The 12,598-nt window shown below is 72.5% G+C and carries 13 protein-coding genes; 9 read left to right on the top strand and 4 right to left on the bottom strand.

Annotated elements, in window-relative coordinates:
- Positions 1-5 precede the first annotated feature (5 nt).
- Together P3T27_RS33250 and P3T27_RS33245 are read right to left on the bottom strand one after the other, a co-directional pair.
- Complete coding sequence (locus P3T27_RS33250) at positions 6-1,328, bottom strand: D-arabinono-1,4-lactone oxidase (protein WP_280684990.1); 1,323 nt, start codon at positions 1,326-1,328, stop codon at positions 6-8.
- 104 nt (positions 1,329-1,432) lie between these two features.
- On the bottom strand, positions 1,433-2,701 hold the full coding sequence (locus P3T27_RS33245) for an MFS transporter (protein ID WP_280684989.1): 1,269 nt from the start codon (positions 2,699-2,701) through the stop codon (positions 1,433-1,435).
- A 127-nt stretch (positions 2,702-2,828) separates the two neighbouring features.
- On the opposite strand from P3T27_RS33245, the gene P3T27_RS33240 reads away from it, so the two are divergent.
- Positions 2,829-3,971: a ferrochelatase gene (locus P3T27_RS33240; RefSeq protein WP_280684988.1), complete on the top strand. Its 1,143-nt coding sequence runs from the start codon at positions 2,829-2,831 to the stop codon at positions 3,969-3,971.
- 14 nt (positions 3,972-3,985) lie between these two features.
- The gene (locus tag P3T27_RS33235) at positions 3,986-4,804 is read left to right on the top strand and encodes an inositol monophosphatase family protein (protein ID WP_280684987.1); all 819 of its coding nucleotides are present in this window, start codon (positions 3,986-3,988) and stop codon (positions 4,802-4,804) included.
- Positions 4,805-4,950: 146 nt separating this feature from the next.
- Here the strand turns inward: P3T27_RS33235 and P3T27_RS33230 are convergent, their stop codons facing one another.
- Positions 4,951-5,136: a hypothetical protein gene (locus P3T27_RS33230; RefSeq protein WP_030057688.1), complete on the bottom strand. Its 186-nt coding sequence runs from the start codon at positions 5,134-5,136 to the stop codon at positions 4,951-4,953.
- 442 nt (positions 5,137-5,578) lie between these two features.
- Here P3T27_RS33230 and P3T27_RS33225 point away from each other — a divergent pair, with 442 nt between their 5' ends.
- From P3T27_RS33225 to P3T27_RS33210, 4 genes are all read left to right on the top strand, one after another.
- The gene (locus P3T27_RS33225) at positions 5,579-6,232 is read left to right on the top strand and encodes a response regulator transcription factor (protein WP_280684986.1); all 654 of its coding nucleotides are present in this window, start codon (positions 5,579-5,581) and stop codon (positions 6,230-6,232) included.
- Between the two features lie 263 nt (positions 6,233-6,495).
- The gene (locus tag P3T27_RS33220) at positions 6,496-7,656 is read left to right on the top strand and encodes a HAMP domain-containing sensor histidine kinase (protein WP_280685044.1); all 1,161 of its coding nucleotides are present in this window, start codon (positions 6,496-6,498) and stop codon (positions 7,654-7,656) included.
- Between the two features lie 239 nt (positions 7,657-7,895).
- On the top strand, positions 7,896-8,879 hold the full coding sequence (locus tag P3T27_RS33215; RefSeq protein WP_280684985.1) for an acyl-ACP desaturase: 984 nt from the start codon (positions 7,896-7,898) through the stop codon (positions 8,877-8,879).
- 473 nt (positions 8,880-9,352) lie between these two features.
- A complete protein-coding gene (locus tag P3T27_RS33210; RefSeq protein ID WP_030057692.1) occupies positions 9,353-9,652 on the top strand; it encodes a DUF4193 domain-containing protein in 300 nt (99 codons plus the stop codon).
- 301 nt (positions 9,653-9,953) lie between these two features.
- Here the strand turns inward: P3T27_RS33210 and P3T27_RS33205 are convergent, their stop codons facing one another.
- Entirely contained in the window at positions 9,954-10,403 is a 450-nt protein-coding gene (locus tag P3T27_RS33205; RefSeq protein WP_280684984.1) for a DUF3093 domain-containing protein, read from the bottom strand.
- A 135-nt stretch (positions 10,404-10,538) separates the two neighbouring features.
- On the opposite strand from P3T27_RS33205, the gene P3T27_RS33200 reads away from it, so the two are divergent.
- The 3 genes from P3T27_RS33200 (at position 10,539) to P3T27_RS33190 (ending at position 12,454) form a co-directional block, all read left to right on the top strand.
- Complete coding sequence (locus P3T27_RS33200; RefSeq protein WP_280685043.1) at positions 10,539-11,117, top strand: PaaI family thioesterase; 579 nt, start codon at positions 10,539-10,541, stop codon at positions 11,115-11,117.
- Positions 11,114-11,581 carry a dUTP diphosphatase gene (gene dut / locus P3T27_RS33195; RefSeq protein ID WP_280684983.1) on the top strand — a complete coding sequence of 156 codons (468 nt, stop codon included), beginning with the start codon at positions 11,114-11,116 and terminating at the stop codon, positions 11,579-11,581. Before P3T27_RS33200 ends, dut begins: the two co-directional genes overlap by 4 nt.
- 69 nt (positions 11,582-11,650) lie before the next feature.
- The gene (locus P3T27_RS33190; RefSeq protein ID WP_280684982.1) at positions 11,651-12,454 is read left to right on the top strand and encodes a DUF3710 domain-containing protein; all 804 of its coding nucleotides are present in this window, start codon (positions 11,651-11,653) and stop codon (positions 12,452-12,454) included.
- Positions 12,455-12,598: the final 144 nt, after the last annotated feature.

Below are 12,598 nucleotides of genomic sequence, written 5' to 3'. Positions count from 1 at the left end.
GGCTCCTACGCTCCGAGGACCCGGCGCAGGTAGTCGTTGCCGAAGAGGCGCTGCGGGTCGACCTCGTCGCGCAGGGCGGTGAAGTCGCCGAAGTGCGGGTAGACGCCGGCCAGGTACTCGGCGTCCCGGGTGTGCAGCTTGCCCCAGTGCGGGCGGCCCTGGTGCGCGGCCATCAGCTGCTCGACGGCGGTGAAGTAGCCCTGGTCGGCGGTGCCCCGGTAGAGGTGGACGGCGATGTAGGCGCTGTCCCGCCCGGAGGCGGTGGAGAGCCAGAGGTCGTCGGCTGGGGCGAACCGCACCTCCACGGGGAAGCTGACCTTCCAGTCGGAGCGCTCGACCAGGGCCTTCAGTTCGCGCAGCACCTCGGCGACGGCCGCGCGCGGCACCGCGTACTCCATCTCCACGAAGCGGACCTTGCGGGGGCTGGTGAACACCCGGTGCGCGGTGTCGGTGTAGCTGCGGTCGGACCAGGCGCGGCTGGCCAGCGAGGCGATGGCGGGGATGCTGGCGGGGAAGCGCCGGCCGACCCGGCAGGCGCCCTCCCAGACGGTGTTGGAGAGGAAGTCGTCCTCCAGCCACTCCTTGAACCGGGGCAGCGGGGCGGCCGGACCCTGGCTGCGGTTGTTGCGCTTGGTCGAGCAGCGGTCGGTGTGCGGGAACCAGTAGAACTCGAAGTGCTCGTTCACGGCGGTGAGGTCGTCCAGCCGCGCCAGCACCTCGTCGAAGGACATCGGCTGCTCGTGCGCGGTGAGCAGGAAGGCCGGTTCGACGGCGAAGGTGAGCGCGGTGATCACGCCGAGGGCGCCGAGGCCGAGCCGGGCGCCCTGGAACAGCCGCGGGTTCTCGGTGGGGGAGCAGCGCCGGACGCTGCCGTCGGCGAGGACGATCTCCAGGGCGCGGATCTGGGCGGCGAGCGAGCCGGAGTCGCGGCCGGTGCCGTGGGTGCCGGTGCTGGTGGCGCCGGCCACGGTCTGGACCTCGATGTCGCCCATGTTGGTGAGCGAGAGGCCCTCGGCGGCGAGGATCCGGTTGAGCCGGGCGAGCGGGAGGCCGGACTCGACGGTGATGGTGCCGGCCTCGCGGTCGATCTCGCGGACGGCGGTGAGCGCGTACGGGCGGAGCAGGACGCCGTCGCCGGCGGAGGCGATCGAGGTGAAGGAGTGGCCGGAGCCGACGGCCTTGACGGTGCGGCCCTGTTCGGCGGCGCGCAGGATCTCCTTGGCCAGCTCCTCCGCGGTGCCGGGGGTGGCGGCCCGGGCGGGCCGGGCACTCTGGTTCCCGGCCCAGTTGGTCCACCGGGTGGGGGTCGCGGTACTGGCCTGGGGCATGGCGCCGCCTCCTGCTCCGTGGCCGACCGGGGTCGGCGCGGTCCGGGGCGGTGGGGGCCGCCCTACCCGCGGGTAGGCCCACGGGTAGGGAGAGATTAGTCAGTTCACCGTTCGAGGTCTACGGTCTCTTCGACCGCTTCGGCGGCTCCTCCGGCGGTCTGTTCGACGGTGAGTCCGGCACGCAGTCGGCCCAGGCCGGCCAGCGCGACGACCACGCCGAACACCCCGGCGGTCAGCGGCACCCAGTAGCCCGCGGCGGATCCGGCGGCGTCGACCACCCAGCCGCCGGTGGAGGAGCCGACCGCGACGCCGAGGGCGAGCCCGGTGGTCGTCCAGGTCATGCCCTCGGTCAGCTGGGCGGCCGGGACGAGCCGCTCGACCAGGGCCATCGCGGTGATCAGGGTGGGGGAGATGGCGATGCCCGCGACCAGGAGCGCGCCGCCGACCACGACCAGCCCGCCGACGCCGCGCACCGACCCGGCGACCAGCACCAGCGGCACCATGCTGAGCGCCATGAACAGGACGCCGCCGAAGAAGCGGCCGGCCATCGAGCCGGTGAGCTTGAGGGTGCCGAACACCACGCCGGCCAGGCAGGAGCCGAGCGCCCACAGCGCCAGGATCACGCTGGAGACGGACTTGTGCCCCTGGGCCTCGGCGTAGGCGACGGTGACGACCTCCACCGAGCCGAAGATCGCACCGGTGGCGACGAAGGTGAGGATCAGCACCTGCAGGCCGCGGTTGAGGATCACCGAGCCGCCGACGTGCCGGGCGGCCGGGTGGACCGGCGGCTCGGTGGAGCGCTGCCCGGCGAACAGCAGGACGCCGACGGCGAGGAAGACCCCGGCGAGCAGGACGCCGGCCTCGGGGAAGACGGAGGTGGCCAGGGTGATGGAGAGGATCGGGCCGACGATGAAGCAGAGTTCGTCGACGACGGCCTCGAAGGAGTACGCGGTGTGCAGCTTGCCGGCGTCGTCGCGGTAGAGGTGGGCCCAGCGGGCGCGGACCATCGCCCCGGTGCTCGGCATGACGCCCAGGCCGGCGGCGAAGACGAACAGCGTCCAGTCCGGCGCGTGCGACCGCGCGCAGAGCAGTAGCCCCACGACGGCGACCACGGTGATCGCCATCGCCGGCACGATGATCCGGCGCTGCCCGTGCCGGTCCACCAGCCGTGAGACCTGCGGGCCGAGCAGCGCGGCGGAGACCGCCAGTGTCGCCGACACCAGGCCCCCCAGCCCGTAGGAGCCTCTCAGCTGGGAGAGCATGGTCACGATGCCGATGCCGGTCATCGAGATCGGCAGCCGGGAGACGAAGCCGGTGGAGGAGAAGGCCAGACTGCCGGGGGAGGCGAATATCTGGCGGTAGCTGGACAGCACGGGAGCTCCGCGGGGGTAAGGAACGAGGCCGGTGAACACAGCTTACGTACCTTGGCAAACGGTAATTTCCGGACACCCGCGCGGCCCCGCCGGAGGTCCCCGGTCCCTCAATGGCAGGATCGGTGCCATGTCCGACGCGCGCAAACCCTCACCGTCCGGCGCCGCCCCGTACGACGCCCTGCTGCTGCTCTCCTTCGGTGGGCCGGAGGCCCCCGAGGACGTCGTCCCCTTCCTGGAGAACGTGACCCGTGGCCGCGGGATCCCCAAGGAGCGGCTGAAGGAGGTCGGCAAGCACTACTTCCTGTTCGGCGGGGTCAGCCCGATCAACGAGCAGAACCGCGAGCTGCTCGCCGCGCTGCGCAAGGACTTCGCCGAGCACGGGCTGGACCTGCCGGTCTACTGGGGCAACCGGAACTGGGCCCCCTACCTGGTGGACACGCTGCGCGAACTGGCCGCCGACGGCCACCGCCGGATCGCCGTCCTCGCCACCAGCGCCTACGCCGGCTACTCGGGCTGCCGCCAGTACCGGGAGAACCTCGCCGACGCGCTGGCCGCCCTCGCCGCCGAGGGACTGCCCGAGCTGCGGGTCGACAAGCTGCGGCACTTCTACAACCACCCCGGCTTCGTCGAGCCGATGATCGACGCCACCCTGGCCGCCCTGGCGCAGCTGCCCGAGGACGCCCGGGCCGGCGCCCGTTTCGCCTTCACCACCCACTCCATCCCGGACACGATGGCCGAGACCTCCGGCGCCCCGGACGACCCGGCCCGCGGCCGCCCCGGCGGTGCCTACGTCGCCCAGCACTTGGACGTCGCCCGGCTGATCGCGGCGGCCGTCGCCGAGCGCACCGGCGTCGCGGACCGGCCCTGGGAGCTGGTGTTCCAGAGCCGCAGCGGCGCCCCGCACACGCCGTGGCTGGAACCGGACATCTGCGACCACCTGGAGGCCCAGCACGCCGACGGCGCGCCCGCCGTGGTGATGGTCCCGATCGGCTTCGTCTCCGACCACATGGAGGTCAAGTACGACCTCGACACCGAGGCCGTCGCCAAGGCCGCCGAACTCGGCCTGCCGGTGGCCCGCGCCGCCACCGTCGGCGCCGACCCGCGCTTCACCGCCGCCGTGCGCCAGCTGGTGCTGGAGCGGGCCGCCACCGAGCGCGGCGAGCCGGTGACCCGCTGCGCCCTGGGCGCGCTCGGCCCCAGCCACGACGTGTGCGCGGTGGCCTGCTGCCCCAACCCGCGCGCTCCCCGCCCGGCCGCCGCCGAGCGCTGACCCCGAGGAGACCCATGCCCACCCCCGCCCTGCCCGTCGACGGGCTCCTCGACGACCTGCTGGAGGTCGCTCTGGACGCGGCCCGGCAGGCCGGCGCCCTGCTGCGCGACGGCCGGCCCGCCGATCTCGGTGTGGCCGGCACCAAGAGCAGCCCGGTCGACGTGGTCACCGAGATGGACCTCGCCTCCGAGAAGCTGGTCCTGGAGCTGATCACCGACCGCCGCCCCCAGGACGGCTACCTCGGCGAGGAGGGCGCCGAGCGGCACGGCACCAGCGGGGTGCGCTGGGTCGTCGATCCGCTCGACGGCACGGTCAACTATCTGTACGGGCTGCCCTCCTGGGCGGTCAGCGTGGCCGCCGAGGTGGACGGCCGGGCGGTCGTCGGAGTGGTGTACGCCCCGGCCCGCGGCGAGCTGTTCCACGCCGTCCTCGGCCGCGGCGCGCGCCTCGACGGCCGACCGGTCTCGGTCCGCCCGGCCCCGCCGTGGGGCCAGGCGCTGATCGGCACCGGCTTCAACTACGTCCAGCCGGTGCGGGTGCGCCAGGCCGAGGTGCTGCTGGCCCTGATGCCCGAGGTGCGGGACATCCGCCGGGGCGGGGCCGCCGCGGTGGACCTGTGCGACGTCGCCGCCGGGCGGCTGGACGGCTATTACGAGCGCGGGCTCGCCCCCTGGGACCGCGCGGCCGGCTGCCTGATCGCCACCGAGGCCGGCGCCCTGGTCGGCGGCCGCCCCGGGCACGGCCCGGACGGCGAGCTGACCGTGGCCGCCGCCCCCGGCGTGTACGAGCCGCTGCAGGAGCGCCTGGCCGCGCTGCGGGCCTGGGCCGACTAGCCCCAGGGCGAGTCCGGCCCTGGGCGCGGGCGCCGGAACATGCGAAGAGCCCTGGCATACAGGGGATGCCAGGGCTTGGGGTTTCGCACGACCCCCGCAGGGCCGCTGGTGCCGGAGGTCCGGCGTCAGGTCGAAGGTCGGATCGATCAGGCGGCGGTGCGGTGGCGCTCCAGCACGGTGTCCACACCGTGCTCGGCGGCGAGTCGGCGGAGGTCGTCCAGCTCGGACTGCTCCACCTCGGCGAGGAACTCGTCCCCGGCCTCGATCGCGCGGTGCAGGTCCTGTTCGGCGTTGGCTATGCGCTGCAGGATTCCGGCCTTGAAGGCGTCCATACGGGCCCCCTTACTGTGTCGGACGTGCACGGTCGTACGTTCTCCGCCCCGAGGAGGTGTGGCCAGCGGCAGCGTCCGGTCCGGTAGGTCTTGAATCTCCGGTCGGGCGCGGAGACGGCCTTCGGCCGCTCCCGGTGACGTCCCAGCCCCAGGGCCGGCGCGGATGAACGCACGGCGGGTGGGTGCGATCGGCCAACAGCCAGATCGCGGGTGTGCAGCTGTCCTCCCCGCCGGGGACACAGGGAAACCTTCCGGCGCGAGAAAGTTGCCTGCGTCACAGTCCAACCGGACTGGTCCGGATGCGAACCGTGACCGTCCGCCCTCCCCGCACCGTGCCTGAGCGGCAGCTTATCGCTGCTTTACCGGCGGACCAGGCAGGATGGAGACACCGTCGGAGCCGTGCGTCCGCTTCCGGGGCCGGCCTGGAGAAGGGACAACGACCGTGCGGGTTCTCGTCGTCGAGGACGAGCAGCTGCTCGCCGAGGCTGTCGCCACCGGCCTGCGCCGCGAGGCGATGGCCGTCGACGTGGTGTACGACGGGGAGGCCGCGCTCCAGCGCATCGCGGTCAACGACTACGACGTGGTGGTCCTGGACCGCGACCTCCCGCTGGTCCACGGCGACGACGTCTGCCGCAAGGTGGTCGAGCAGGGCCTGGCCACCCGGGTGATCATGCTGACCGCCTCCGGCGACATCAGCGACCGGGTCGAGGGCCTGGAGATCGGCGCGGACGACTACCTTCCGAAGCCGTTCGCCTTCAGTGAACTCGTCGCCCGGGTAAGGGCGCTGGGCCGCCGCGCGACCGTCCCGCTGCCCCCGGTGCTGGAACGCGCCGGCATCTCGGTCGACCCCGGCCGCCGCGAGGTGATCCGCGACGGACGCACCGTCCAGCTCGCCCCCAAGGAGTTCGCCGTCCTGGAGGTGCTGATGCGGGCCGGCGGTGCCGTCGTCTCCGCCGAGCAGCTGCTGGAGAAGGCCTGGGACGAGCACACCGACCCGTTCACCAACGTCGTGCGCGTCACCGTGATGACGCTGCGCCGCAAGCTCGGCGACCCGCCGGTGATCATCACCGTCCCGGGCTCCGGCTACCGGATCTGACCGGACCCACCGGACCACCTGGCCGGATCCGACCGGACCAGACCGGAACCGGCCGGAACCGGCCGTCGGACCGGGCAGGACTCCACCCATCCCGCGCCCGCCCCGGCGGACGCTCCGAGAGGACCATCATGACCACCCCGCCCCCGGCCGGCGGGCCCTCCGGCGCGCCCGCCGGCGGCCCGCGCGCCGTGCCGCCCAAGCCCCCGAACCCCCCGCACGCGACCCGGCCGCACCACCCCGGACGCCACGTCCCCGGCGACGGCATGCTCGCCTGGCTGCCCTTCCGGCCCACCATCCGGATGCGGCTCACCCTGCTCTACGGCGGCATGTTCCTGATGGCCGGCGTGGTCCTGCTGCTGCTGATGTACGTGTTCTTCCAGGACGCCGTGCAGGGCTTCGTGCCGCACAAGTTCGACCTCGGGGGCAACCGGATCCTGGTCGGCGGCACCTCGATGGACGGCGCGCAGTTCAACCAGGCGCTGGCAAGCGAGTACCTGGCGCGCTCCGATTCCGCGCGGACCACCCTGCTGCGCAAGTCGCTGACGATGCTGGTCTGCCTCGCCGTGATCGCCTTCGCGGTCGGCTACGCGCTGGCCGGCCGGGTGCTGCGCCCGCTCGGCGAGATCACCCGCACCGCGCGCGACGTCGCCTCCTCCGACCTGCACCGGCGGATCGAGCTGGACGGGCCGGACGACGAGCTCAAGGAGCTCGCCGACACCTTCGACGACATGCTGGACCGGCTGGACCGCTCCTTCGACTCCCAGCGCCGCTTCGTCGCCAACGCCTCGCACGAGCTGCGCACCCCGCTGGCGATCAACCGCACCCTGCTGGAGGTCCAGCTCTCCGATCCGGCCGCCTCACCCGACCTCCAGCAGCTCGGCAAGACCCTGCTGGCCACCAACGAGCGCAGCGAGCAGCTGGTGGAGGGCCTGCTGCTGCTCGCCCGCAGCGAGAACGAGCTGACCGACCGCCGCCCGGTGGAACTCTCCGAGGTGGCCACCCGGGCGCTGGAGCAGACCCGCGCCGAGGCCTGCCAGCGCGACGTCGAGCTGCGTTCCAAGCTCTCCCCGGCCGTGGTCGCGGGCAACGGCGTTCTGCTGGAGCGGCTCGCGCTCAACCTGCTGCAGAACGCCGTCCGCTACAACACCCCGGGCGGCTGGGTCGAGCTGGCCACCGCCGAGGTGCCCGGTGGTGGCGAGCTGGTGGTCTCGAACACCGGCCCGGTGGTGCCCGGCTACGAGCTGGAGCACATCTTCGAGCCGTTCCGCCGGGTCAAGGGCGCCGAGCGCACCCGCAGCGACAAGGGGGTCGGGCTCGGCCTGTCCATCGTCCGCTCGGTGGTGCGCGCCCACGGTGGCGCCATCGAGGCCACTCCGCGCGCCGGTGGCGGCCTCACCATGCGGGTCCGGATCCCCAACCCCTGACCCGCCCCGCGGGGCCCCTCCCGGGCCCTCCGCGCCGTCCCCGCCGCCGCGCTCCGTAAGCGACCGTTCACTGCCGCCCCCGTCAGGCCCGTCAAGACGACATAAGGCCTGGCGGGGGCGGCTTGTCATTTGCTGCCCGAGCAACTTACGGTGTCGTAACCTACGGAACCGTAAGTGTGTCTCCGATGTGCCCGCCCAACGCGCCCGTCCTGCGCGTGCCGTCCCCCGGGAGCAAGACCGTGACCATCGCCCCTGTGCAGAGCAGCACCTCGCTCGGATCGAGCGGCTGGACCGACGCGCGGCTGATCCTGGCCCTCGAGGAGGTCGTGGAGCAGGAGCTCAACCGCCACCTGGGCGTGGCCAGGGAGTGGATGCCGCACGAGTTCGTGCCGTGGAGCCAGGGCCGTGACTTCGACGGCGTGCTGGGCGGCGAGGCCTGGGCCGTCGAGCAGTCCCAGGTGACGCCGCTCGGCCGGGTGTCGCTGGTGGTGAACCTCCTCACCGAGGACAACCTCCCCAGCTACCACCACGAGATCGCCAGCATGTTCGGCCGCGAGGGCGCCTGGGGCACCTGGGTGCACCGCTGGACCGCCGAGGAGGGCCGGCACGGGATAGCCATTCGCGACTTCCTGCTCGCCACCCGGGCCGTCGACCCGGTGGAGCTGGAGCGGGCCCGGATGAGCCACATGTCCGAGGGTTTCGAGTCCGACAACGCGCACAGCATGCTGCACTCGGTCGCGTACGTGGCGTTCCAGGAGCTGGCCACCCGGATCTCGCACCGCAACACCGGCAAGTACGCCGGCGACGCGCTCTGCGACCAGCTGCTGGCGAAGATCGCCAACGACGAGAACCTCCACATGGTCTTCTACCGGAACCTGCTGAAGGCCGCCCTGGAGATCGCCCCCGACCAGGCCATGCGAGCCGTCGCGGACGTGGTCACCAACTTCCGGATGCCCGGCCACGGCATCCCCGGCTTCGAGCGGGCCGCCGCGCAGATCGCCCTCGGCGGGGTCTACAACCTGCGCATCCACCACGACGACGTGCTGCAGCCGGTGCTGCGCCACCTGCGCGTGATGGAGCTCGGCGGCCTCGGCCCGGAGGGCCTGCTGGCGCAGAACGAGCTCGGCGTCTTCCTGGACGGGCTGGACGGCCAGGCGCGCAAGTTCGAGGAGCGCCAGGCCGCGATCCTGGCCCGGAGGGCCGCGCGCCGAAGCGCCGAGTAGGGCGCGCGGCGGGGCAGTCGAAGTGGGTGGATTTTCCGTGGTTTGCCCCGGATGATTCTGAACGTGACCAAGCTCACACCGTGTCGCTCCATGACGTCGGCCGACCTCGGAGAGTGATCACCTGCTCAGGGGTGCCGATCGCCGTCCGTGATCGGATTTCGAACCTAGGCCGGTCCGTAGGATTGGTCGGCACCCCAGGTGGGCAAGGGATTCAGCGGGCTTTCGAACGGCTGGCGGTCACTGTGAGTGTCTGCCGCGCCGGGGCTGAAGGAGGTCGACGATGGCCCAGCGTGAGGCCTCCCACACCCCGGTGGATCACCCCAACGGACCCCTGGCTGAGTGTCGATTGAGTAACAGGGCTTGAAGTAAGGCAAAATCTCCGCCTCGGGTCGGGCACAAGACCGACCCCCCATGCGTTACGTGCGCTGGAGATACCGCACACACCGCACAAACCCGGAGGGGGAGAGCGAACAATGGCAACGGACTACGACACCCCACGCAAGACCGACGACGAGCTCAACGAAGACAGCATCGAGGAACTCAAGGCTCGGCGGAACGACAAGGGCGGCGGCTCTGTCGACGTCGACGAGTTCGACGCGGCCGAGGGCATGGAGCTCCCGGGCGCCGACCTCTCGAACGAGGAGCTCGCGGTCCGGGTGCTGCCGAAGCAGGCCGACGAGTTCACCTGCATGAGCTGCTTCCTGGTGCACCACCGCAGTCAGCTGTACAGCGAGAAGAACGGCAACCCGATCTGCCGGGACTGCGGCGCCTGAGCACCGCGGCGGACAGGGCCCGGCACCCGCGGCTTCCGCGGGTCCGGCACAGCGCCCCTTCCGGCCCCGGGCAGCGGGGCCGGACGGCAGGTCCGGTGACCGTCCTGACGGACGGCACCGGGAGGACGGGGTCGGCCATGAGCACGTCGGCCGACACAAAGTCGTAGGGACGGTCCCGCATCAGCGGAACCGTCCCTCTCCGTTTTTCCGACCAGGTCTTTCCGACTCGGTCCTTCCGACCCGGGTCCTTCCGGCCCGGTGCGCGCTCCCGGCCTCCCCGGCCCGTGCGCGGCCCCCGGCCCTACGTGCGGGCGCCGCGGCGGGCCTCCTCCAGCGCCTCCGCCAGCTTCATCGGCGAGCGGGTCGACAGATAGAGATACGGCGTCGGGTCGGTCGGGTCGGTCACCTCGATCCGCAGCGCCGTCGGGACGTAGCTGCGCAGCAGCATGAAGGCGCGCGGGTTGGCCTTCGGCCCGCGCCAGGCCACCGCCTCGGCGGGGCTCAGCGGGTGCGCGGTGCCCAGGGCGTCCACCGGGATCCGGGCCGGTCCGGCGACCAGCGAGCCCTGCACCACGCGGATCCGGGCCGAGCCGTAACTGCTGATCGCGACCGCGCCGGCGGCGATGCCGACCACCAGCCCGACCAGTGCGGCCAGACCGCTGACCCGCAGCAGGATCAGCGCGAGCGTGAGCCCGGTCGCGACCGGGAGCAGCCACCAGGAGCGCGGCACCGTGAGGCGTTCGTCGTACATGCCCCCATTGTGGGCGCCCTGACGCCGGGGCCGGGACGCCACCCCCATCGGGCGTGCCCCTACCGCTGGGTAGGGTGGGGCCCCGTGACCGGTTCGACCACCCCCACCGCCCCCACCGACCGGCCGGCGCCCGCGATGCCGCCGACCCCGACCACCCCGCCGCCGGACGCCGTGCTGCCGCCGCGTGCCCCCGAGGCGCCCGCCCCCGGCACCCGGCTCGGCTCCCACTACGAGCACTGCTTCGGCTGCGGCCCGCAGCACCCCGGCGGGCTGCGGATCGACGCGGTCGCCGGCGAGGGACTCGACGTCACCGCCGAGTTCGCCGTCCGCGACGTCCACCAGGGCGGTCCGGGCCTGGCCCACGGCGGAGTGCTGACCACCGCCATGGACGAGACGCTCGGCACGCTGAACTGGCTGCTGCACGCCCCCGCCGTCACCGGTCGGTTGGAGACCGACTTCCTCTGCCCCGTCCCGGTCGACTCGGTGCTGCACCTGCGGGCGTGGATCACCGGAGTCCAGGGCCGCAAGATCTACAGTGCCGCCGAGGCGCGGATCGGCGGCCCCGACGGACCGGTCGCGGTGCGCGCTCAGGCGCTCTTCATCCAGGTGAAGCTGGAACACTTCACCTCGCACGGTCGTCCCGAGGACATCGAGAAGGTCCTCGACGACCCGGATCTGATGAAGCGCGCACGAGCCTTTGAGGTGAACCCTTGAGCAACGCCCCCCGCCCGCCGCTGGACGTCCTGATCAGGCGCATCGACCCCGAGCTGCCGCTGCCCGCCTACGCGCAGCCCGGCGACGCGGGAGCCGATCTGCGCACCACCGTCGACGCCGAGCTGGCCCCAGGTGAGCGGGTCGTCCTGCCCACCGGCGTGGCCATCGCCCTCCCGGACGGCTACGCGGCCTTCGTCCACCCCCGGTCCGGGCTGGCAGCTCGTTGCGGAGTTGCTCTCGTGAACGCCCCAGGGACGGTCGATGCCGGGTACCGTGGAGAGATCAAGGTGATCGTCGTCAATCTGGACCCGCGCGAGGGGGTCAGCTTCCGCCGAGGGGACCGGATCGCCCAGCTGGTGGTCCAGCAGGTCGAGAAGGCCCGCTTCCACGAGGTGGCCGAGCTACCTGGGTCGGCACGCGCCGAGGGCGGGTTCGGGTCGACCGGTGGCCACGCCGCGGTCTAGCATTCCCGCGGCCTCGCAGGAAGCCGAGCAGGTATTCGCATCGGTCTTGGACCGGGAAGGACAGTGACCGTGTTCCGTCGTCGCCAGAAGAGCGAGGACGCTGTCGAGCAGCTCGCCGACGACGCCATCAGCGCCGACGAGACGGCCGATGACGTCGAAGGTTCCGCCGAGAGCGAGAACGTGACCGAGCTGGACCCGGCCGACAAGGTCGGCCTGCCGCCGGCTCCGCGGCCGGACGGCCCGTGGGACCACTCCGAGCTGGAGAACCCCGAGGAGGGGCGGGTCGACCTCGGGGGTCTGCTGGTCCCCGGTGTCGAGGGCATGGAGCTGCGCGTGGAGGTGGCCGGTGACGCGATCGTCGCCGCGACCCTCGTCCTCGGTAACAGCGCCATCCAGCTGCAGGCCTTCGCCGCTCCGAAGTCGGAGGGCATCTGGGGGGAGGTCCGGGAGGAGATCGCCAACGGCATCACCTCGCAGGGCGGCCTCATCGAGGAGGAGGAAGGCCCGCTCGGCTGGCACCTCCGTGCCCAGGTCCCGGTGCAGCTGCCGGACGGCACCCAGGGCGTGCAGCTGGTGCGCTTCGTGGGCTGCGACGGCCCGCGTTGGTTCCTGCGTGGCGTGATCTCGGGCCAGGCCGCCGTGCAGCCGGAGATGGCCGGGATCCTGGAGCAGGTCTTCCAGCAGACGGTCGTCGTCCGCGGCGAGACCCCGATGGCGCCCCGCGACCCGATCGTGCTGAAGCTGCCCGAGGACGCGCAGATGGTCGCCGACGGTGGCGGTGCGGCTGCGTCGGCCGGCGAGGGAGAGAGCCGTTTCGGCGGTGCGGCCCTCGACCCGTTCGCCCGTGGTCCGGAGATCACCGAGGTCCGCTGACCTGGTGCGTGCCGTACTGATCGCCCCTGCCCGGGACACCGGGCAGGGGCGATTTGCATGTGGCGGGTCCGTCCCCGTACAGTTCCGGAGTCGCCGCGAGAGAGCGGGGACAAGCGGAAAGCGAAATCCGATGAATGAAACTCC

The sequence above is a fragment of the Kitasatospora sp. MAA19 genome (assembly GCF_029894125.1).
Taxonomy (GTDB): Bacteria; Actinomycetota; Actinomycetes; order Streptomycetales; family Streptomycetaceae; genus Kitasatospora.
Note: the sequence above shows the minus strand (reverse complement) of the source record. Positions and strands in the feature narration are given on the sequence as shown.